Below are 21,002 nucleotides of genomic sequence, written 5' to 3' on the forward strand. Positions count from 1 at the left end.
TGACTCTTGTGGCAGGCCCCGAGTACGACACCGACATCAAGCAGCTCACCGCGACGATGCACACGATCGAGCAGGTGCTCGACATCCCCGCGATGAAGCGCGAGATCGACGACCTCGGTGTCCAGGTGGCCGCTCCGGACCTGTGGGACGACCAGGCCAACGCGACCCGGGTGACCGGTCGGCTGTCCATGCTCCAGGGCGAGGTCGACCGCTTCGAGGCGCTCAAGGGCCGGATCGCCGACCTCGAGCTGATGGTGGAGCTCGCCAACGAGGAGGGCGACCAGGAGTCGCTCGCCGAGTCCGAGGCCGAGCTCGCCAAGATCAAGAAGGCCGTCGAGGCCCTGGAGATCCGCACCCTGCTCTCCGGTGAGTACGACGAGCGCGAGGCGATCGTGTCCATCCGCGCCGGCGCCGGCGGGGTCGACGCCGCCGACTTCGCCGAGATGCTGATGCGGATGTACACCCGGTGGGCCGAGCGCAACAACTACACCGTGGAGGTCTACGACGTCTCCTACGCGGAGGAGGCGGGCATCAAGTCCGCCGAGTTCGCGATCCACGCGCCGTACGGCTACGGCACCCTCTCCGTCGAGGCCGGCACCCACCGTCTGGTGCGGATCAGCCCGTTCGACAACCAGGGCCGCCGCCAGACCTCCTTCGCCGCGGTCGAGGTGGTCCCGTTCCTCGAGCAGACCGACGAGATCGAGGTCGACGAGAACGAGATCCGGGTCGACGTCTTCCGTTCGGGCGGTCCCGGCGGCCAGTCCGTCAACACCACCGACTCCGCGGTCCGGCTGACCCACATCCCGACCGGCATCGTCGTCAGCTGCCAGAACGAGAAGTCACAGCTGCAGAACAAGGCCTCGGCCATGGTGGTCCTCAAGGCCAAGCTGCTCGCGGTCAAGAAGGCCGAGGAGGCCGCGCTCAAGAAGGACCTCAAGGGCGACGTGCAGGCCAGCTGGGGCGACCAGATGCGCAACTACGTGCTGAACCCCTACCAGATCGTCAAGGACCTGCGCACCGGCTACGAGAGCGGCAACCCGCAGGCCGTGTTCGACGGCGACCTCGACGACTTCCTCGAGGCCGGCATCCGCTGGCGCCGCGGCGCCGAGAAGGCCGACGCCTGACCTAGGGCAGGTCTCCGCACGCCCTAGCGGTCGGCGGCGTCGTAGACGACCTCCGCGACGGCGAACGCGACCAGGACAGAGATCGCGCCCACCAGGTCGCGGGCCGCAAGCAGGCCGAAGGCGATCAGCGCACCCGTCGCCCGCCACGCGCCACGGGGCGGGAACCGGTCGTGCCAGCGGTGCGCTGCGCGGTGGTGTTGCAGGACACTCATGACTGCCTCCAAGCCTGTTGACTACTAACTGTAGTCAATAAGTAGACAAAAGGCCAGGAAGTGTTCCTCCCAGTCACCGATAGGTGAGCAGCCGCCGGTCGTGCTCGACGTGGCTGTGGTCGTTGTACGACGACAGCGTGAGCCCGCTCCGGCCGTTGATCACCTTCGTGATCGCCGTGTTGACCGCCACCTTGTTGAGCGGCACCCAGAGCGACGCGTCCCCCGCGAGCAGGTGGGAGGCGGCCAGCCCGATCGGGCCGCCGGAGGTGACCACGATCGCCGTACCGCCTTCCGGCGTCCGGGCGGCGGCCGCGAGCAGCGCCGCCTGGATCCGGTCGGTGAACGCCGGGAACGACTCGCGGTAGTCGTCGTCGGACTCGCCCCCGGTCCAGCGCGCTGTCGCGTCCTCGAAGATCTCCTGGAACCTCTGCCGGGGTGTCCGGCTGCGAGCGAGGTCGGCCAGCATCACCGTCCGGGACCGGTAGAGGGGCTTGTGCACCTCGACCACGTGCTGGAAGTCGAACTCGTCCCACCCGGCATCGACCTCGACCGGCACCGACGCGGCCGCGTCGGCGTCGGCGTCGGCGTCGGCGTCGGTGAGGCCGGCGAGGATCCCGTCCGCGGTCTCGCGGTGCCGACGCAGCTCGCCGCGGATCACGACGTCCGGGACGATCTGACGGTCAGCGAGCGCGCGTCCGAGCACCCGCGACTGCTCGTGCCCGAGGTCGGACAGCGCGTCGTAGTCGCGCTTGCCGAACGACGCCTGGGCGTGCCGCACCAGGTAGAGCAGTCTCACTGGTCCACCTTCACTGGCCGACCTGTCGCATCAGCGCGCGCGCCCTGCGGTGCAACACGTGCGAGCCGAGCCAGTAGTTCTTGAACTTCGGGTTGGTCGTCTGCTTGTGGTGGTAGCGGTAGTAGATCTGCTGCAGGATCACCGCCAGTCGGAACAGGCCGAAGACCTCGTAGAACGCCCACTGCTCGTCGGTGAGCTCGAGTCCGGTCCGCGAGCAGTAGTAGTCGACGACCTCCTTGCGCGTGAGCATCCCGGGCGCGTTGGACGGCTGCATCCGGAACCGCTGGTAGAGCGCGGCATCGCCGGCCTCCACCCAGTAGGAGACGACGGAGCCGAGGTCCATCAGCGGGTCGCCGAGGGTGGCCATCTCCCAGTCGAGGAGCGCGACCGGCTTGGTCGGGTCATCGGGGTCGAAGACCACGTTGTCGAGCCGGAAGTCGTTGTGGATCAGGCAGGTGCCCACGTCCGCCGGCTGGGTCTCGTCGAGCCACCGCATCACCCGCCCCCACGACGGCACGTTCCAGGTCTTCACCTTCCCGAACCGGGCGATCCAGCCGCCCACCTGGCGGGCGACGTACCCCTCGCCCTTGCCGAGGGACTCGAGGCCCGCCTCCGCAGGGTCGACGGAGTGCAGGGCGACCAGCAGGTCGAGCACGTTGGTGCAGAGCTCGCGGACCTGCTCGGGCGGCAGGTCCAGCCCCAGCTCACGGCGCGGGATGTGCCCCGCGACCCGGTCCATCACATAGAACTCGGACCCGATCACCGACGGGTCGCCGCAGTAGCCGACCATCGTCGGGACGTACGGGAAGACCGGCGCCAGCGACTCCTGGATCCGGTGCTCACGCCCCATGTCGTGCGCGCCCTTGGCCTTCGTGCCACCCGGCGGGCGCCGCAGGATCAGGTCCCTCTTGGCGCCCTTGGTCCCTGAGCCTGTCGAAGGGGTCGAGACCTCCTGCTCGACCCGCAGCAGGTAGGTCAGGTTCGACGCCCCGCCGCTGAACTGCCGAACCTCCGCGATCCGCCCGGGCACCTTTTCCTGCAGCCACGCCTCGACGGCGGGGACGTCGAACGCATCCTCCTCGCGGACCTCCTGCGCGCCTGCGACGCCGGATCCGCTCACGTGAGCCTCCGGACGACAGGCATCGGGAGGTTCCTGAGGGCGAAGCCGAGCGGGACCCACGGCCAGGCCGGGACGAGCGCCTTCTCCTTGCGCTTCTCGATCGCGTTGACCATCGCCCGCACCCCGGTCTCGGTGTCGACCATGAACTTGGTCCGCTGGGCGACCTTCTCGTTCATCTCCGAGCGGATGTAGCCCGGGTAGATGATCGAGACGTCGATGCCCTTGGCCTTCACGTTCTCGTTGAGCAGTCCCTCGGCGAGGGCGGCGACCCCCGCCTTGGTGGCGGCGTACGTCGTGATCGTCTTGCGCATGCCGCGCATCGCGGAGGCCGAGGAGATCATGACGAGATGGCCCCTCGTCCCGGCGGCGGCCTGGGCGCGGAAGATCTCCATGGCGGCCTCGGTCTGGGCCAGCGCCGCGACGAAGTTCGTCATCGCCGTCGCCTTGTTGGCGTCGTAGCGGCCGGTGCCGAGGGGCGCGCCCTTGCCGAGCCCGGCGTTGATGATGACGCGGTCGATGGTGCCGAGCTCCGAGGCGAACTCCTTGAACACCGCGAACACCGCGTCGTCATCGTTGACGTCGAGCGGCTTGACCGCAACCGTCACGTCGGGGTGCGCGGCGACGATCTCGGCCCGCAGTGCCTCGAGTCGCTCGGTGCGCCGCGCGCAGAGCGCGAGGTCGTAGCCCAGCGCCGCGAACTGCCGCGACATCTCCTCGCCCAGCCCCGAGCTCGCTCCGGTGATCAGGATCGTTCCCTTGCTCATGCTTTCTCCTCTGTCATCGCGAAGATCCGGGCGGCGAAGCTGCGCTGCTGGCGGTCGTAGAGCGGACGCATCGTCCGCTTCGTGAGGACGGCGATCCGGGCGGGGCGGTCGGGCACGATCACCATCTGCTTCTTGTCGATGCCGGCCATCACCGCGGTCGCGATCTGGTCGGCGGTGTAGGGCGACTTCTCGATCAGCCGCGTCGCGATCCTGTTGGCGACCGGGTCGCTGCCGGTGATCGACGACGCGAGGGGCGTGCGCACGAACCCGGGACACACCGCCGAGACGAAGATGCCGAACGGGTCGAGCTCGTAGGAAAGGGTCTCGCTGAGTGCGACGACGCCCGCCTTCACCGCGGTGTACGACGCCATTGCTGGCGGGTGCACCAGCCCGGCGAGCGAGGCGGTGTTGACGATGTGCCCGCTGCCCTGCGCCTTCATCATCGGCACGAAGGTGCGGCAGCCGCGCACCACGCCGAGCAGGTTGATGTCGATCACCCGCTGCCACTCGTCGATCCCGACGACGTCGATCCGGCCGCCGGCCGCGATACCGGCGTTGTTGACGAGGACGTCGAGGCCGCCCCAGTGCTCCTCGACCCAGGCGAGCGCCGCGGCCCAGTCGTCGTCCGAGGTCACGTCGAGCTCGATCAGCTCGGCTCCGTCGACGAGGTCCCGGTCGACCGGAGGCTGGACGTCGGCGATGACGACCTGGTCGCCGCGCCGGAGGAACTCGGCGACGAACGCCGCACCGAGCCCGGACGCGCCGCCCGTCACGAGCACGCGGCGACCGCCTTTGGGGTGCGTCATCGCGAGACGCCGTACTTCATCAGCTCGAGCCGGGCGATGAGTCCGAGGTGCACCTCGTCCGGACCGTCGGCGAAGCGCAGCGAGCGGGCACCGGTCCAGGCCGCCGCCAGCGGGAAGTCGTCGGTGAGGCCGCCGCCACCGTGGATCTGCATGGCGAAGTCGATGATGTCGAGGGCCATCCGCGGCGCGGCCACCTTGATCTGCGAGACCTCGCTGATCGCGTTCATCGAGCCGCCGACATCGAGCTTCCAGGCGGCGTTGAGCACGAGCAGCCGGGTCGACTCGATCGCGATCCGGGCCTGCGCGATCCGCTCCCTGTTGCCTCCGAGGTTGACCAGCGGCTTGCCGAACGCGACCCGGTCGGTGCCGCGCTGGCAGGCGAGCTCGAGGGCCTTCTCCGCCAGGCCGATCAGCCGCATGCAGTGGTGGACGCGGCCCGGACCGAGCCGGCCCTGGGCGATTGCGAACGCCTCGCCGGGACCCGCCACGAAGTTCCCGATCGGCACCCGGACGTCGGTCAGTGACACCTCCCCGTGGCCGTGCGGCTCGTCGAAGAACCCCATCGTCGAGAGCATCCGCTCGACCTTCACCCCGGGGGTGTCGCGCGGCACCAGCACCATCGAGTGGCGGTGGTGGCGGTCGGCCTCGGGATCGGTCAGTCCCATCACGATGAAGATCTCGCAGTCGGGATGGCCGACCCCGGTGGAGAACCACTTGCGGCCGTTGAGCACGATCTCGTCGCCGTCGACGACGGCGCTGAGCTCCATGTTGGTGGCGTCGGAGGACGCGACCCCGGGCTCGGTCATGAGGAACGCGCTGCGGATCCGGCCGTCGAGCAGCGGGTCGAGCCACTCGTCCTTCTGGGCCTGGCTGCCGTACTTGAGCAGCACCTCCATGTTGCCGGTGTCGGGCGCGTTGCAGTTGAAGACGTACGGCGCGATGAACGACCGGCCCATGAGCTCGGCGATCGGTGCGTAGTCGACGTTGCTGAGGCCGGTCCCTCCGAGAGTCCCGTACTTCTCGGCGTAGGGGCCCTCGTGGCCGGCGGGGAGGAAGAGGTTCCACAGGCCCCGCTTCCGGGCCCTTGCCTGGAGCTCGGCCATCACCGGCAGCTCCTGCCACTGCTCGCCCGCGCCAGCGTCCCGCCGGCGCTTGATCTCGTGGTGGTAGTCGGCCTCGACCGGCTCGATCTCGCTCTCGATGAATTCCTTGACGAGGTCGCTGAGCTCGGCCGCCCGAGGGGAGGGTGCGAAGTCCATGGGTTGACCCTCGCACACTATTGAGCAATGCTCAATAACGTGTCCCGCACTCGGCTCAGCCAGGACGAGCGGCGTCGCCAGCTGCTCGGGATCGGCCTGCGGATGCTGGTCGAGAAGCCGATCCAGGACCTCTCCCTGGACGCCGTCGCGGCCGAGGCGGGGATCTCCCGCGGACTGCTCTTCCACTACTTCCCGACCAAGACCGACTACTACGACGCGGTGGTCGGTGCGGCTCTGCGGCGCGTGCTGCGCAACGTCTCCCCGGACCCGGGCGTCGACCCCGCGACCGCGTTGCGGCACTTCGTGGAGCGCTTCTACGCGCAGATCGAGCGCCGCCGTGAGTTCTACCTGGCACTGGTCTTCGGCAGCGGCGCGATCTCGGTCGGGGGAGAGGGCATCGAGTCGCACCGGATGACCGTCGCCCGGCGCGTCGTCGACGCGATGGGTCTGGACCCCACTGCTACTCCGGTCGTGCACGGCTGGACGGCGTACGTCGAGGACCGCGCGCTGCTGTGGTCCGGCGCCCCTGCGGCCGAGCGGGCACCGCTCGAGGACGAGGTCGGGCACTGCTGCCGGGCGCTCGGCACGCTGCTGGTCGCGTAGCGCACACCTCTCGAGACCCGTGACGCTAGTCGGAGACCGACGCTGCCTCGGCGACGGCCACGCACCAGCGGCCGGCGCGGTCGAGCAGCTCGTTGTCGTCGAGATCGGCAGGCGCCGCCAGGCTGCAGGCGAGCCAGGCGTCGCCGAACAGGCCGCGGAAGGACGCCCATCGGCGGTCGCGGGCCGGACAGATCAGCGCCAGGCTCGGCGCGCCGTACGCCGGTGCCGTGGTCGCCCGGCTGCACGAGGGCCGCGTCGCCTCGTCGACCAGCTCGGTCGCGCGCGACCGGGTCACGGGCGGCGCGAACAGCCAGGCTCGGGCCTCGGTGCCGCGCCTCCCCTCGATCCGGCAGCCATACTCGTGCGCGACGTCCTCGAGACCGGGCGCCATCTCCGCGGACTCCCCGTTGGCGTAGGCCGTGGTCGGGCCGGGCCTGCCGTCGAGCGCCTCGGTCAGCGCCTCCTCCGGCAGCCGGTCGCAGAACGGCGCGCGGCTCAGCGCGACCGCCGACGTGTCGTAGTCTGCCAGGGCGGTCGATCTGTACGGCGGCGCCTCCGACGACGTCGCGGGCGGGTCCTCGTCGAGCAGGACCACGCCTGCCGCCACCGGGAGCGCGGTCACCACGGCGGCGAGCAGCATCCATCGCAGGGGCCCCGGCACGCGGCCACTTTAGGGTGCGGCTCCTCGACCCGCGCCTGCTGCGCGACCTTTCCGGCTCGATCTGGCTGCGTTGGCGTCGATCGATGGGCTGCCAAGCACGTCTTCACTCCGCCGCCTTGCCAGATCGGCCGGAAACGCCGCTCGCGACGGCGCCGGTCGAGGAGCCCCCCTCGGTCACGCCCGACGCTCCGAGACGGCCGGCGTTGTGCCTTTGGTTGCCGTCCTGGCGTACCGTCTGGTCAGTGATTCGCTTCGAGAAGGTCACCAAGAACTACCCCGGTCCCGGCAAGCCGGCGCTCGACCAGGTGACGGTCGACATCGACAAGGGCGAGTTCGTCTACCTCGTCGGACAGTCCGGTTCGGGGAAGTCGACCGCCCTCCGGCTCGTGCTCCGTGAGCTCCGCCCGACCACCGGTCGGGTGTACGTCGCCGGCAAGGAGATCAACCGGATGGCCGGGTGGAAGGTGCCCCGGTTGCGCCGCCAGGTCGGCACCGTGTTCCAGGACTTCCGGCTGCTCCCCAACAAGACCGTCGCGGAGAACGTCGCGTTCGCCCTCCAGGTGATCGGCAAGTCGCGCCGCGAGATCAACCGGGTGGTGCCGGAGACGCTCGAGGTCGTCGGTCTCAAGGACAAGGCAGGTCGGATGCCCGACGAGCTGTCCGGCGGCGAGCAGCAGCGGGTCGCGATCGCCCGCGCCTTCGTCAACCGGCCGATGATCATCATCGCCGACGAGCCGACCGGCAACCTCGACCCGCAGACGTCGGTCGGGATCATGGGCCTGCTCGAGGACATCAACGAGCGCGGCACGACCGTGGTGATGGCGACCCACGACCACGGCATCGTCGATCAGTTCCGCAAGCGCGTGGTCGAGCTCGAGCAGGGCAAGGTCGTGCGCGACGAGGCGGCCGGGAGCTACGGCTTCCAGCACTAGCCAGGCCAGCCCGGGTCAGCACCGCCGTACGCGCCGCCATCGACGACCGCACCATCAGGAGACACCACCCACATGCAGCTCCGCTACGTCTTCACCGAGCTTCGCTCCGGCCTCCGTCGGAACCTCTCGATGCACATCGCCGTGATCCTCACCCTGTTCGTCTCACTCACGCTCGCCGGATGCGGGATGCTCCTGCAACGCCAGGCGGACAAGACGGCGGAGACACTCGGCAACGAGCTCCAGATCCTGGTGAACCTCTGCGTCGTCGACGATCCGTCGGACAGCCCGAACTGCAGTGGCGGCGCCGTGACCGACCAGCAGCTCCGGGAGGTCGAGCGGGCGCTCGAGGCGAGTCCCGAGGTCGAGTCGATCGAGTTCCAGAGCCAGGAGGAGGGCTACGAGAGGGCCCAGGACATCCCGGAGCTGCAGGACTTCTTCGAGGGCCAGGACCCCGTCATCACCCTCGAGGACTGGCCGCCCCAGTACTGGGTGACGCTCGCGGACCCGCAAGAGGCGGAGGGCGTGAAGAGCGCGGTCACCGGCCTCGACGGCGTGGCCGGCATCAAGGACCAGCGCGAGCAGCTGGAGCCGGTGTTCGGGATCATCGATGCCCTCAAGTACGGCTCGTGGATCGGCTCCGGGCTGCTGCTGCTCGCCTCGTTGCTCCTCGTCGCCAACACCATCCGGATCGCGGCGATGGCGCGCCGGCGCGAGATCGGCATCATGCGGCTGGTCGGCGCGTCGACCCTCTACATCGCGCTCCCGTTCCTCCTCGAGTCCCTGGTGACAGCGATCATCGGCGTGGCTCTCACGGCCGGCGCGCTGGCGGCGTTCGTGAAGTTCGCGATCATGGACGGGCTCGAGGGAGCGATCCAGTTCGTGCCGTGGATCGGGTGGGACGACTACGTCGAGGCCCTCATCGGCACCGTGCCCGTCCCCGGCATCGTGATCCTGGGCCCGGCCCTGACCCTGATCCCGACACTCCTGCTGACCCGCAAATACATCAAAGTCTGATCCCGCGCGGATACGGTCGAGGCGTTCACTTCCCCGAACAAGATTGGTTGATCCGTGCGCTCCTTCCCCGGCGCCCCGTCCGACTGTCCTGCCCGATCACCTCTCCGTCCGTCCCGTAGTCAGCGCGTCGCCGCGCTGGTCGTGGGCGCCGTCGCGATCGGCAGCTTCGCGGTCCCCCAGGCGTTCGCCGACGACGAGGACGACCTGCGCGAGCAGAGGGAGCAGGTCCAGGACCAGATCCACCAGGCGAACGACGACCTCCAGGAGGCCAGCCGCGCCGTCTCGCGCTCCACGCGCCGCCTCGAGCGGGCGACGACCCGGCTGGGCGATGCCCGGGTCCGGTTGCAGCGCGTCCGGAGGGACCTCTGGGACGCCCGGGCCGAGCGGGAGCGCCTGGCCCGCGCGCTGGTGCGCGCCGAGGCCAGGCTCGACCGGGTCGCCGCCTCGCTGCGCGCGGCCCGCGCCGACGTCGCCGACCAGCGGGACCTGCTGCGCACCACGGTGCTCGGGATGGAGACCCAGGACGACGCCGAGCTGGCCGTCCTCGACGCGATCACGTCGTCGGGCTCGATCGAGGAGCTCCTCACCGCCCGCACCGCCGGCACGATGATCCTGGGCCGCGAGGACCAGGCGCTCACCGCCTACGAGGCGGCCGAGGCGGCGCTCGCGGACTGGAAGGACGAGGTCCGCGACGCCCGCGACTCCGTCGCGGAGCAGAAGGAAGCGGCCCGGCAGAACCTGCTCAGCATCCGCGGCCTCTTCGGCGACGCGCGCGACACCCGCGCCGAGATCGCCCGGCTGGTCGACCGGTCGCGGGAGGCCCGGCGCGCGGCAATCAAGGCCCGGCAGCGGGACCGGGCGGCGATCCAGCGACTGAAGAGCCGTGAGGCGCGGATCAAGCGCGAGATCCTCCGCCTTGCCGCGCAGGCCGCCCAGCAGAACGACGCGCCGACGTACAGCGGCTCCACCGACGGCCTCCTGCAGACACCTGTCAGCGGGCCGGTGACCTCACCGTTCGGTTGGCGGACGCACCCGATCTACGGCTACTGGGGCCTCCACGACGGCACCGACTTCGGCGCCGGGTGCGGCGCCCAGCTGTGGGCGGGGGAGTCCGGCACCGTCATCAACACCTACTACGACGAGGTCTACGGCAACCGGCTCTACCTCTCTGTCGGCACGGTCAACGGTGCCAACCTGACGCTGGTCTACAACCACCTGTCCAGCTACCAGGTCTCCGAGGGCGCACACGTCGGCCGCGGCGACGTCGTCGGGTACGTCGGCTCCACCGGCTGGTCCACCGGCTGCCACCTGCACTTCACGGTGCTGCGCAACGGCGAGCCGGTCGACCCCATGAACTACCTGTAGGTCTCGACGAGCTCGACCAGCAAGGGCCGGCGTCGGGCGCAACGGTTTGGTGGTCGAGCCTGTCGAGACCCCTGTAACCCGGTTGCGGCCTCCTGGGAGAATGGTGGGATGGCCAAGCAGGGGAAGGGCGCTCCGAAGGACGCGGGCGAGTCGCGCAAGATCGTCGCGTCCAACCGGAAGGCGCGCCACGACTACCACGTCGAGGACGTCTTCGAGGCCGGCCTGGTCCTGCAGGGCACCGAGGTGAAGTCGCTGCGGCTCGGCCGGGCCAACCTCACCGACGGGTTCGTCGACATCGACGGCGGCGAGGCCTGGCTGCACGGGGTCCACATCCCCGAGTACTCCCAGGGTTCCTGGACCAACCACGCCGCCCGCCGCAAGCGCAAGCTGCTGCTCCACCGCACCGAGATCGAGAAGATCGAGCGCAAGGTGAGCGAGAAGGGCCACACCGTCATCCCGCTCTCGCTCTACTTCGTCAAGGGCAAGGCGAAGATCGAGATCGGCCTGGCGAAGGGCAAGAAGTCCTGGGACAAGCGGCAGTCGATCGCCTCCCGCGAGTTCGACCGCGAGAAGGAGCAGGAGCTCGGCCGCCGTCTGAAGGGCCTGAGCGACTGACCACCGCCCCGCTGCGGGGAATCCAATGCGCGTTCTGACGGTTGCATCCGTAAGATGGACTCACAACTCAAGAGGGGCTGATCGGTTTCGACTTGGGACGTTAGTTCCAGGGGAAGCGGGTCGAGGAGCCAGCGTCATCTCGTAAACGATCGCTGGAAACTAATAACTGCCGACAACAAGCAGTCCTTCGCTCTCGCCGCCTGAGCGGTGATCGAAGCGTCAGACAGGGCATCCGTCTCCGTCCCTGATCCTGGCGTCGACTAGGAGACTCGCTGGCCAGACCTCCGTCGGGAGGGTCGGCCGGGACTCAATCCCGACTAGGCCTGTCGGCGACGTGTCAGTGCGAGCGCCGGGGCCGATAAGACGTCATCACTGACTGCACCCGGAGAAGACCTGGTTCGACGCTCGAGGACGCGGGTTCGATTCCCGCCAGCTCCACGTTGAATTGCGCGAGCGTGTCGCAGACGGTGCGCCACCGCACGGACCATCGCTTCGCTCGGCCCGCGGGCGGCGCACCGTGCGGGCTTCGCCCGCGGTGCGACACGCTGCCGCGCCGCGGTTGACGCCCCGCGGACTTGCGGCTGCTTGGCGGCTTGCGGTCCGCGGTGCCCGGTGGCGCTCGGGTTCAGGCCCCGGCGGCCACTCAAGTCCGCTGCGCACGCGTGCCAATATTCACCCCATGGAGTCCGACCTCGATCTCGTGCCCAGGCTGAGGGGCAGTCTCGCGATGGGTGCGTCGGCGTACGGCGCGAGCGCCATCGGTGCCGCTGCCGTCGGCGCTCTCGCCATCGGAGCGGTCGCCGTTGGCGCGGTCGCCATCGGTCGGCTGGCCCTCGGCGAGGGGCGGATCAAGAAGCTCGTCATCGACGAGCTCGAGGTCAAGGTGCTCCGGGTCGGCTCGGTCGAGAGCCTCGACTCGCCCTAGGAGCCCGCTGAACAGTCCGCCCTGCTGCGCGACGCCCCGCGGGCGCGCCGCGGCGTTGCCGCCGCTCGGAGATGGGCCGACAGCGCCGTCGCGACCGCGCCTTGCGGAGCACCCCGCGGATGCGACGCTCGCGACGGCCGGATTGTTCAGCGCACTCCTAGCGACTGGCAGCCCGGTTGATCGCCTCGGCGACCGGGGTCTCTCCGGACACGAGGTTCCACTGGTGGCCGATCGTCGCCGAGCGGTCGAGCACGGCGGCCAGGACCGCCGCGACGTCCGCGCGCGGGATGGATGCCCGCGAGACCTCGGGCCCGAGGGCCACCAGGCCGGTCGGCGCCTCGTCGGTGAGCCGGCCCGGCCGGATGATCGTCCAGTCGAGGTCGGATGACCGCAGCGCGGCATCGGCGTCGCGCTTGGCCTCGACGTACGCGCGCCACACGTCACTGGTGTCGTCCGCGACCGGGCGGTCGACGTCGATCGCCGAGACCTGCACGAACCGCCGGATCCCGGCCAGGCCCGCGCCCTCGATGGACTTCAGCGACCCTTCGAGATCGACCGTCCGCTTGCGCTCCTTGTTGCCGTCCGGGCCACCACCAGCGGCGAACACCACCGCCTCGCACCCGTCGAACGCACGGCCGAACGCGTCGGCGTCCTCCCGCTCGATGTCGAGCAGCCGGACTTCGGCGCTCGCGGCCTCGAGCTCGGCGCGGTGGCTCTCGCTGCGCACCAGCGCCACTGGTCGGTCACCCGCCGCCACGAGAAGTGGATGCAGGTGACGGGCTATCTGGCCGTGGCCTCCGACGATCGCGACTCGCATGTCACCAACGTAGTCGCGCTCGCCGATGACCGTTCATCGTCCGCTCAGCGGACCGCCACCTCGGGCTGGTCGGCTGCGCCCATGACATCTCGGTTCCACCCCCTGCCCAAGCGCGCCCTCCTGGTCGCCTCCGCCCTCACCGCTCTCGCGCTCGCTCCGGTCGTGAGCACCGCTGACGCGGCTCCCGTCGACAAGCTCGGGGCGCGGTCCGCTCCCACGGCCCGTACGGTCGCCCAGTACGACGAGCCGCTGGTCTTCGCCCACCGCGGCGCATCCGGGTACCGGCCCGAGCACACCCTCGCTGCCTACCAGTTGGCCGTCGAGCAGGGCGCGGACTACATCGAGCCCGACCTGGTCTCGACCAAGGACGGCGTGCTCGTCGCGCGCCACGAGAACGAGATCAGCGGCACCACCGACGTCGCCGACCACCCCGAGTTCGCCGACCGCAAGACGACCAAGACCATCGACGGCAACCAGGTCACCGGTTGGTTCACAGAGGACTTCACGCTGGCCGAGCTCAAGACCCTCCGCGCCAAGGAGCGGCTGCCGCAGGTCCGGCCGGGCAACACGACGTACGACGGCCTCTACGAGGTCCCGACCCTGAAGCAGGTGCTCCGCCTCGTCGACCGTCTCGAGGACCGCACCGGCCGCACCATCGGCGTCGCGCCCGAGCTCAAGCACTCGACCTACTTCGACTCCATCGGGCTCTCGATGGAGGTGCCGCTGGTCGAGACCCTCGAGGACTTCGGGCTCGACGAGGACGACTCGGCTGTCGCGATCCAGTCCTTCGAGGTCACCAACCTCAAGGAGCTCAACCGCATGACCGACGCGCCCCTGGTGCAGCTGCTGGACGCGGCCGGGGGTCCGTTCGACCTCAAGCCGCAGGGCGTCACCTACGCGAGCATGCTGACGAAGAAGGGCATCAAGCGGATCGCGACGTACGCCGACTGGCTCTCGCCCAACAAGAACTGGGTCCTGCCGCGCGACGCTGCCACCGGCGCGACCGGCGAGCCGAGCAACGTCGTCGCTCTGGCACACAAGGCCGGCCTGCCGGTCGTGATCTGGACGCTCCGCGCGGAGAACCAGTTCATGGCGACGAACTTCCGCATCGGCACGGACCCGAACGCGTACGGCGACCTGGCCGCCGAGATCACGGCGTTCCTCGATGCCGGGGTGGACGCGTTGTTCACCGACCACCCCGACCTCGGGGTCGCAGCGCGCGACGTCTGGGTGGGGTGACCCCTGCTCTAAGGTGCGACGCATGGCCGGGTGTGTCTTCTGCGAGATCGTCGCGGGGGACACCCCGGCCGACGTCGTGATGGACGAGCCGGAGCTGATGGCGTTCCTCGACCGGCGTCCGGTGTTCAAGGGCCACGTGCTGCTCGTGCCTCGGGTGCACGTGGTGACGCTGCCGGATCTGCCGACCGGCCTCCGCGACGGCTTCCTGGCCGCCCTCCAGCGGCTGGCGACGGCCATGGTCGACGGGCTCGGTGCGCAGGGCAGCTTCGTTGCGATGAACAATGTGGTCAGCCAGTCCGTGCCGCACCTGCACTGCCACGTCGTACCCCGGACCAAGGGCGACGGTCTCCGAGGCTTCTTCTGGCCGCGCACCAAGTACGCCGCCGACGAGGCCGCGTCGTACGCCGACCGGCTCCGCCGGACCCTCGCGGCCGGGTGAACCGGCCGGGCCGTAAGGTGTCGAGTCGCCAACGCGAGAAGACGAACAGCGAGGAACAGCCATGGGTCGTTTCGACGGGCGGGTCGCCGTCATCACCGGAGCAGCGCGGGGGATCGGGTTCGGCACTGCCACCCGGTTCGCCGAAGAAGGCGCTTCGGTCGCGATCGTCGACCTGGACGGAGGCGCAGCGAGCGAGGCGGCCGCCAAGCTGTCCGTGGCCGACGGCGCCAAGGCGATCGGCGTCGGCGCCGACGTCTCCGACGCTGCCTCGGTCGACGCCGCGATCGAGCGGGTCGTCTCCGAGCTGGGTGGGATCCACATCCTCGTGAACAACGCCGGCATCACCCGCGACAACCTGCTCTTCAAGATGACAGAGGACGACTGGGACCTGGTCATGGGCGTGCACCTCAAGGGCGCGTTCCTGATGTCCAAGGCCGCTCAGAAGCACTTCGTCGAGCAGAAGTACGGCAAGATCGTGAACATCTCGAGCATCTCCGCGCTCGGCAACCGCGGGCAGGCCAACTACTCGGCCGCCAAGATGGGCGTGCAGGGCCTCACCCGCACGCTCGGCATCGAGCTCGGCCCGTTCGGCATCAACACCAACGCGGTCGCACCGGGCTTCATCGCGACGGAGATGACCGACGCGACCGCCGCCCGGCTCAAGCTCGACGTCGACGAATTCCGCCGGCTCAACGCGGAGGCCAACCCGGTCCGCCGCGTCGGCTTCCCGGAGGACATCGCCGCTGCCGTGTGCTTTCTCGCCAGCGACGAGGCGTCGTACATCACCGGTCAGACGCTGTACGTCGACGGCGGCATCAGCCTCGGCACCTGATCAATGACACGCCGGGCGGCCGGCCACCGCGGCTGGTCAGCAAGGCGCACACTGGGGGACGGTCGCAAAGTCGACCATTTCACTGCAAGTTCAGAAGACAACCACAACGACGATCGGAGTACGTCGTGCGTGACGCGCGCCAGCTCATCCGCATCACCGCCCTCCTGACCGCCCTCAGCCTCGGGCTCGCCGCCTGCGGCGGCGACGACGGCGAGGGGGACAGCGGCGGCGACGAGCCGAAGTCGTCCGCCAGCAAGAAGGCCGACCCCGCCACCTGGCCGCTGACCGGACTCCCGGTCAACGGCGGCGGCTCGGCGGAGCAGGACCACCCCGTCCTCGTCCTCAAGCTGGACAACACCGAGGCGAGCGCGCCCCAGCTGGGGCTCTCGCACGCCGACCTCGTCGTCGAGGAGCTGGTCGAGGGAGGCATCACCCGGCTCGCGGCGATGTACTACTCCGACATCCCCGGCGACGTCGGCCCGGTCCGGTCCATGCGCGCCAGTGACATCGGCATCGTCGCGCCGGTCGACGGCGCGATGGTCACCAGCGGCGGCGCGGCGCAGACGGTCGAGCGGATCGTCGACGCCGGCATCCGGATCTTCAACGAGGGCAGCCCGGGCTTCTACCGCGAGAGCAGCCGGAGCGCGCCGTACAACCTCTTCACCGACATGGGCAAGGTCGCCAAGGCGGCCGAGGACGGCAAGGACGCCACGCCGGCCGACTACCTGCCGTGGGGCACCGAGGGCGACCTCCCCGCCGGCAAGCCTGCCAACACCCTGACGGCCGACTTCGGGTCGCACGCCACCAACTGGACGTTCGAGAACGGCAGCTACGTCAACCAGAACTCGTACGCCGCCGACGGTGACGAGTTCCCCGCGGACAGCGTGCTCGTGCTCCGCGTCGACGTCGGTGACGCCGGCTACACGGATCCAGCGGGCAACCCGGTGCCGGAGACGATCTTCGAGGGCTCGGGCAACGCGTTCCTCTTCCACGCCGGCAAGGTCGTCGAGGGCACCTGGTCGAAGGACGAGCTCAGCTCGGCCCTGTCGCTCGAGACCAAGGACGGCAAGCTGAAGGTGCCCGCCGGCCGGGTGTGGATCGAGCTGGTCCCGATCGATGCCAAGGGCGGCTCACTCACCTACGGGAAGTAGGCCGTGACGGCCTCCTCGACCAGCGGGTCGTGACGTCAGTCCCCGGCGATGGAGCCGGGGGCCGGCGTGAGGGTGGTGGGCATGTCGACGCCTGCCTCGACCATCATCTGCACGCCGGCGAGCAGGAAGGCGATCGCGCCCTCCACGCGCTCGGCGGCCTCCTCGGGGTCGGCGGCGGTGGCGACGGACTCGCCGGCCGACGACATCGCGCCGAAGAAGATCCGGGCGTAGGTCTGCAGCATCGGCTCGTCGAGATCCCACTTCCCGGCCTCGAGCACCGAACGGACGATGTCGAGCACGTTGGCGAAGGTCGAGCGCTCCTCCTGCTCGCGGAACCGCTCGTAGCCGAGCACGGCGGGACCTTCCTGGATGACGATCCGCCGGTAGCCGGGCTCCTGCACCACCTCGAGGAAGGCGCGGAGTCCCTCCAGCGCCTTCACCCACGGGTCCTTCTGACCCTTCAACGCCTTCTGGATCCGCTTCGCGGCGTCGTTCTCGACCCGTTCGAAGACCGCCTCGAAGAGCGCTTGCTTGCCCGAGAAGTGGTGGTAGAGGGCACCCTTCGTCACCCGGGCTCCGGCGACGATGGCGTCGAGCGAGGCGGCGGCATAGCCGTGCTCGGTGAAAAGCACCTCAGCCACGTCGATCAGCGCGCGCTTGGTCGAGGCGGAGTACGCCGCCCTGCGCGTGGCCCCCGGGACGTTCGGCACCTTCGGCACCTTGGGGACCAGTCTCGAGACTGAAGCCTTGGTCACCGCGCCAGCATATGTCGTACGTCACGTCTGACTGTCGCGGCTGTGACGTGCGTCCGTGGCGCCCGCCACACCGCGCGGCGAAACAGCGAAACCGCAGGTCACACCGTGTTTGGGATCACGCGCGCCGGTCTTTGGCGTACCCGGATTCGGACGCATACTGTCAGTACGTACCAACGGTATGTCGTCTGGCTCTCTCATGGGGACTGGCTGCCGTTCACACCAGTAAGGAGCTGACCATGACCTGGAAGGCCTTTCACAACCGCGGCGAGACCCTTCGCGCCGTTATCGCCGAGTCGGCGGTCCGTCGGGACGGAATCCTCCCGATGGACGTCCCCGGCGTCGCCGAGCACTTCAGAGACGAGCTGGACCTCCTCGGTGCCCTGCAGATCAAGTGGCACACCCGCCTGGCAGGCCACATCGAGAGCGAGCTCTCCGTGCAGCCGATGGACCTCCGCGCCGCCGTGGTGGCCGGATGGGCCCGCACTGCGGAGGAGCTGCCCGGTGTCCGCATGATCGTCGACCACTACCGCTCGCACCCGGTCGACGACGCGATGGCGCAGGCCGTCGTCCGGATGACCGCGAAGGAGCACCACTTCCTCGCTGCGATGGCCGGCCGTGCCAGCGTGACGCGCGAGGAGGGCCACGCCGTCGGCGCCGAGATCGAGAAGGTCGCCCGGAACACCCGGGCCCGCGTCCCCGCGGTCGACGTCGTCGACGAGGAGCCGCGCCGCCCGTTCATGGAACGACTGCGCGCCGCCATCGCCGCCTGATCCACCCCAGAGCAACCCGGCTCGGCCGGGACCCCAGCAACAGCCCCGGGACCGACACCTCCCTCCCTCCCTCGTCGTCCCCGGGGCTGTTGCCCATTTCCGGGAGCATCAGGACGCGCGGATCGGGAATGATGGAACACGTGAACAACACGGTCGGCGGCCTCGAAGCCGGGATGCTGCTCCTGGCCAGCCCGGCCCTGCTCGACCCGAACTTCGTCGACGCCGTCGTGCTGCTGCTCGACGTCAACGACGAAGGTGCCCTCGGCGTGGTGCTCAACCGCCCGAGCGCGCTGCCCGTCTCCGAGGTCCTCGCGGACTGGGGTGACGTCGTCGAGGAGCCGGAGGTGCTCTTCCAGGGCGGCCCGGTGTCGACCGACGGCGCCCTGGCCGTCGCGCTGGCCAGCCCCGGCGGGGAGGACGCCGTCGGCTTCCGGTCGGTCACGGAGCGGTTGGGGCTGCTCGACCTGGACACGCCGACCGAGCTCGTCACCGGCACCGTGGAGCGGCTGCGGATCTTCGCGGGCTATGCCGGCTGGGGCGCCGGACAGCTCGAGGAGGAGATCGCGGAGGGCAGCTGGTACGTCGTACCCGGCCGACCCGAGGACGTCTTCCGGCTCGACACCCGGGATCTGTGGCGCGACGTCATGCGCCGTCAGCCGGGCGACCTGGCGTTCCACGCCACCCGCCCGGCCGACCCTGATTTGAACTGACCCCTGAACTAGAGTGGATCCGTGACTCAGATCGGCTTCTCGACAGAAACGGACGTCCGCGAGGACCGCCGTACCGTCCCGACCGACGAGGGTGACCACGAGCGCTTCTCGCACTACGTCGAGAAGGACAAGCTCACCGAGGCGATGGTGATGGGCACGCCGGTGCGTGCCCTCTGCGGCAAGGTCTGGGTGCCGAGCCGGGCCCCGGAGAAGTTCCCGGTCTGCCCGGAGTGCAAGGACATCTGGGAAGGCCTCAAGGACGGCCCGTCCGACCCAGGCTCCGACGAGTGACGGGCGGCGACCCTCAGTCGCCAGTCGCCCCACGCAACGCTCTCCCTCCGGCCTGGCCGGAGCGAGCGGCTTGGGGCACGGCGCCCTCGCTCCGCGCGTGGCAGGAGGCGGCGCTGGGTGACTACCTCGAACGGTCCCCGCGCGACTTCCTGGCCGTCGCGACGCCCGGCGCCGGCAAGACGACCTTCGCGCTCTCCGTCGCCGCCGAGCTGCTCGGGCGGCGCCAGGTCGACCGGCTGATCATCGTCGCGCCCACCGAGCACCTGAAGCTGCAGTGGGCGGAGGCCGCGGCCAAGGCGGGGCTCCCGATCGATCCGACGTACTCGGCCGGCAAGGGCAAGATCAGCAGCGACTACGTCGGCGTCGCCGTCACGTACGCCGGCGTGGGCGTCAACCCGCTCGCGCTGCGGATCCGGACCGAGCGGTTCCGGACCCTGGTGATCCTCGACGAGATCCACCACGCCGGCGACGCGCTGAGCTGGGGCGAGGGCGTGCGGGAGGCGTTCGAGCCCGCGACCCGTCGGCTGGCACTCACCGGCACGCCGTTCCGCTCCGACGTCAACCCGATCCCGTTCGTCACCTACGCGCCCGCCGCTGACAAGGGAGCCGGCGTCCTCGTATCTGTCCCCGACTACACCTACGGCTATGCGCAGGCGCTGGCCGACCACGTGGTTCGGCCGGTGCTGTTCCTGGCCTACTCGGGCGAGATGCAGTGGCGCACCCGCGCCGGCGACGAGGTCGCGGCCACCCTGGGCGAACCGCTGACCAAAGACATGACGGCCCACGCGCTGCGGACCGCGCTGGACCCCGAAGGCTCATGGATGCCGGCGGTCCTCCAGGCCGCCGACAAACGGCTCTCCGAGGTACGCCGGCACGTGCCCGACGCCGGCGGCCTCGTGATCGCCACCGACCAGGACTCGGCCCGGGCCTACGCGAAGCTGCTGAAGGCGATCACGGGCGCATCCGCCACCATCGTGCTGTCGGACGAGAAGGCTGCGTCCAAGCGGATCGCGGAGTTCGGCGCGAACGACAGTCGCTGGATGGTCGCCGTACGCATGGTGTCGGAGGGGGTCGACGTGCCCCGGCTGGCGGTGGGCGTCTACGCGACGACCACGTCGACGCCGCTGTTCTTCGCCCAGGCCGTCGGCCGCTTCGTCCGGGCTCGCAACCGCGGCGAGATCGCCTCGGTGTTCCTGCCCTCGGTGCCCCGGCTGCTCGAGTTCGCCTCCGAGCTCGAGGTCGAGCGCGACCACGTGCTCGGCCGGAAGGTCGCCAGCGACGACGACATCTTCGCCGCCGAGGACGACCTGCTCGCCAGGGCTCAGGCGGGGGAGTCGGCGTCCGCCGAGGAGCAGGCGCTGCCGTTCGAGGCGCTCGGGTCGCACGCCCGCTTCGACCACGCGTTGTACGACGGAGCGGCGTTCGGCCACGAGGGCGAGGTGCACGTCGGCTCGGACGAGGAGATGGACTTCCTCGGCATCCCGGGTCTCCTCGAGCCCGACCAGATGAAGGACCTGCTGCGGCAGCGCCAGTCCGACCGGGCGAAGACCCGGAAACCGGCGGTGGCCCCTGACAGCGTCGAGCGGGTGGCGACCCATGAGCAGCTCGCCCTCATGCGCAGGGAGCTCAACGGGCTGGTCTCCGCCTGGAACCACCGCACCGGCCAGCCGCACGCGATCACCCATGCCGCCCTCCGCAAGGAGTGCGGAGGGCCGGCCGCCGCGATCGCCAACGCCGAGCAGCTGCGCGCCCGGATCGACCGGATCAGGGAGTGGGCGATGCGGCGGACCTCCTAGGGCCGA

Annotated in this window: 24 protein-coding genes and 1 other RNA gene; 16 read left to right on the top strand and 9 right to left on the bottom strand. The window is 69.9% G+C overall.

The annotated features are described in order from the left end of the window. Positions 1–8 precede the first annotated feature (8 nt). A complete protein-coding gene (gene prfB, locus SHK19_RS05430) occupies positions 9–1,124 on the top strand; it encodes a peptide chain release factor 2 (protein ID WP_322938053.1) in 1,116 nt (371 codons plus the stop codon). Positions 1,125–1,147: 23 nt separating this feature from the next. On the opposite strand, the gene SHK19_RS05435 is transcribed toward prfB, so the two are convergent. The 6 genes from SHK19_RS05435 to SHK19_RS05460 all read right to left on the bottom strand — a co-directional run bounded on the left by SHK19_RS05435 (position 1,148) and on the right by SHK19_RS05460 (position 6,081). Further along, complete coding sequence (locus SHK19_RS05435; RefSeq protein ID WP_322458213.1) at positions 1,148–1,336, bottom strand: hypothetical protein; 189 nt, start codon at positions 1,334–1,336, stop codon at positions 1,148–1,150. 73 nt (positions 1,337–1,409) lie between these two features. Continuing rightward, the gene (locus SHK19_RS05440; protein WP_322938054.1) at positions 1,410–2,132 is read right to left on the bottom strand and encodes a histidine phosphatase family protein; all 723 of its coding nucleotides are present in this window, start codon (positions 2,130–2,132) and stop codon (positions 1,410–1,412) included. Between the two features lie 10 nt (positions 2,133–2,142). After that, positions 2,143–3,252 (bottom strand): phosphotransferase family protein, encoded by a 1,110-nt coding sequence (locus tag SHK19_RS05445; RefSeq protein ID WP_322458215.1) that lies wholly within the window; start codon positions 3,250–3,252, stop codon positions 2,143–2,145. After that, entirely contained in the window at positions 3,249–4,016 is a 768-nt protein-coding gene (locus SHK19_RS05450; RefSeq protein WP_322458216.1) for an SDR family oxidoreductase, read from the bottom strand. Before SHK19_RS05450 ends, SHK19_RS05445 begins: the two co-directional genes overlap by 4 nt. Beyond that, positions 4,013–4,822: an SDR family NAD(P)-dependent oxidoreductase gene (locus SHK19_RS05455; protein WP_322938055.1), complete on the bottom strand. Its 810-nt coding sequence runs from the start codon at positions 4,820–4,822 to the stop codon at positions 4,013–4,015. The genes SHK19_RS05450 and SHK19_RS05455 overlap by 4 nt, the downstream gene beginning before the upstream one ends. Then, a complete protein-coding gene (locus SHK19_RS05460; protein WP_322938056.1) occupies positions 4,819–6,081 on the bottom strand; it encodes an acyl-CoA dehydrogenase family protein in 1,263 nt (420 codons plus the stop codon). The genes SHK19_RS05455 and SHK19_RS05460 overlap by 4 nt, the downstream gene beginning before the upstream one ends. Positions 6,082–6,120: 39 nt before the next feature. Between SHK19_RS05460 and SHK19_RS05465 the strand changes: the two genes are divergently transcribed. Continuing rightward, complete coding sequence (locus SHK19_RS05465) at positions 6,121–6,684, top strand: TetR/AcrR family transcriptional regulator (protein WP_322938057.1); 564 nt, start codon at positions 6,121–6,123, stop codon at positions 6,682–6,684. A 25-nt stretch (positions 6,685–6,709) separates the two neighbouring features. Here SHK19_RS05465 and SHK19_RS05470 read toward each other — a convergent pair whose 3' ends face one another. After that, positions 6,710–7,345 carry a hypothetical protein gene (locus tag SHK19_RS05470; RefSeq protein WP_322938058.1) on the bottom strand — a complete coding sequence of 212 codons (636 nt, stop codon included), beginning with the start codon at positions 7,343–7,345 and terminating at the stop codon, positions 6,710–6,712. Positions 7,346–7,587: 242 nt separating this feature from the next. On the opposite strand from SHK19_RS05470, the gene ftsE reads away from it, so the two are divergent. The 6 genes from ftsE to SHK19_RS05500 all read left to right on the top strand — a co-directional run bounded on the left by ftsE (position 7,588) and on the right by SHK19_RS05500 (position 12,196). Next, a complete protein-coding gene (gene ftsE, locus SHK19_RS05475) occupies positions 7,588–8,277 on the top strand; it encodes a cell division ATP-binding protein FtsE (RefSeq protein WP_322458221.1) in 690 nt (229 codons plus the stop codon). Between the two features lie 72 nt (positions 8,278–8,349). Then, complete coding sequence (gene ftsX, locus SHK19_RS05480; protein WP_322458222.1) at positions 8,350–9,291, top strand: permease-like cell division protein FtsX; 942 nt, start codon at positions 8,350–8,352, stop codon at positions 9,289–9,291. A 141-nt stretch (positions 9,292–9,432) separates the two neighbouring features. Further along, the gene (locus tag SHK19_RS05485) at positions 9,433–10,656 is read left to right on the top strand and encodes a peptidoglycan DD-metalloendopeptidase family protein (RefSeq protein ID WP_322938059.1); all 1,224 of its coding nucleotides are present in this window, start codon (positions 9,433–9,435) and stop codon (positions 10,654–10,656) included. Between the two features lie 108 nt (positions 10,657–10,764). Beyond that, positions 10,765–11,271, top strand: coding sequence for an SsrA-binding protein SmpB (gene smpB / locus SHK19_RS05490; protein WP_322458224.1), 507 nt, complete (start codon positions 10,765–10,767; stop codon positions 11,269–11,271). A 73-nt stretch (positions 11,272–11,344) separates the two neighbouring features. Then, positions 11,345–11,712, top strand: a transfer-messenger RNA (tmRNA) gene (ssrA, locus tag SHK19_RS05495). Positions 11,713–11,950: 238 nt separating this feature from the next. Then, entirely contained in the window at positions 11,951–12,196 is a 246-nt protein-coding gene (locus SHK19_RS05500; protein WP_322458225.1) for a hypothetical protein, read from the top strand. A 157-nt stretch (positions 12,197–12,353) separates the two neighbouring features. Here the strand turns inward: SHK19_RS05500 and SHK19_RS05505 are convergent, their stop codons facing one another. Beyond that, positions 12,354–13,013 carry an SDR family oxidoreductase gene (locus SHK19_RS05505; RefSeq protein ID WP_322458226.1) on the bottom strand — a complete coding sequence of 220 codons (660 nt, stop codon included), beginning with the start codon at positions 13,011–13,013 and terminating at the stop codon, positions 12,354–12,356. 81 nt (positions 13,014–13,094) lie between these two features. On the opposite strand from SHK19_RS05505, the gene SHK19_RS05510 reads away from it, so the two are divergent. From SHK19_RS05510 to SHK19_RS05525, 4 genes are all read left to right on the top strand, one after another. Then, positions 13,095–14,252 (top strand): glycerophosphodiester phosphodiesterase, encoded by a 1,158-nt coding sequence (locus tag SHK19_RS05510; RefSeq protein WP_322458227.1) that lies wholly within the window; start codon positions 13,095–13,097, stop codon positions 14,250–14,252. A gap of 22 nt (positions 14,253–14,274) precedes the next feature. Next, positions 14,275–14,691, top strand: coding sequence for an HIT family protein (locus SHK19_RS05515; RefSeq protein WP_322938060.1), 417 nt, complete (start codon positions 14,275–14,277; stop codon positions 14,689–14,691). 61 nt (positions 14,692–14,752) lie between these two features. Beyond that, positions 14,753–15,523, top strand: a complete 771-nt coding sequence (locus SHK19_RS05520) for an SDR family NAD(P)-dependent oxidoreductase (protein ID WP_322458229.1) — start codon at positions 14,753–14,755, stop codon at positions 15,521–15,523. 125 nt (positions 15,524–15,648) lie between these two features. Continuing rightward, complete coding sequence (locus SHK19_RS05525; protein ID WP_322938061.1) at positions 15,649–16,674, top strand: DUF3048 domain-containing protein; 1,026 nt, start codon at positions 15,649–15,651, stop codon at positions 16,672–16,674. A gap of 35 nt (positions 16,675–16,709) precedes the next feature. On the opposite strand, the gene SHK19_RS05530 is transcribed toward SHK19_RS05525, so the two are convergent. Beyond that, positions 16,710–17,429 (bottom strand): TetR/AcrR family transcriptional regulator, encoded by a 720-nt coding sequence (locus SHK19_RS05530; RefSeq protein WP_322938062.1) that lies wholly within the window; start codon positions 17,427–17,429, stop codon positions 16,710–16,712. A 236-nt stretch (positions 17,430–17,665) separates the two neighbouring features. Between SHK19_RS05530 and SHK19_RS05535 the strand changes: the two genes are divergently transcribed. The 4 genes from SHK19_RS05535 (at position 17,666) to SHK19_RS05550 (ending at position 20,996) form a co-directional block, all read left to right on the top strand. Continuing rightward, a complete protein-coding gene (locus SHK19_RS05535) occupies positions 17,666–18,199 on the top strand; it encodes a hypothetical protein (RefSeq protein ID WP_322938063.1) in 534 nt (177 codons plus the stop codon). A gap of 140 nt (positions 18,200–18,339) precedes the next feature. Then, positions 18,340–18,909: a YqgE/AlgH family protein gene (locus tag SHK19_RS05540; RefSeq protein WP_322458233.1), complete on the top strand. Its 570-nt coding sequence runs from the start codon at positions 18,340–18,342 to the stop codon at positions 18,907–18,909. A 30-nt stretch (positions 18,910–18,939) separates the two neighbouring features. Then, entirely contained in the window at positions 18,940–19,200 is a 261-nt protein-coding gene (locus SHK19_RS05545) for a DUF3039 domain-containing protein (RefSeq protein WP_322458288.1), read from the top strand. Continuing rightward, complete coding sequence (locus SHK19_RS05550; protein ID WP_322458234.1) at positions 19,197–20,996, top strand: DEAD/DEAH box helicase; 1,800 nt, start codon at positions 19,197–19,199, stop codon at positions 20,994–20,996. Before SHK19_RS05545 ends, SHK19_RS05550 begins: the two co-directional genes overlap by 4 nt. Positions 20,997–21,002 lie beyond the last annotated feature (6 nt).

It is taken from the genome of Nocardioides bizhenqiangii (genome assembly GCF_034661235.1).
GTDB lineage: Bacteria > Actinomycetota > Actinomycetes > Propionibacteriales > Nocardioidaceae > Nocardioides > Nocardioides bizhenqiangii.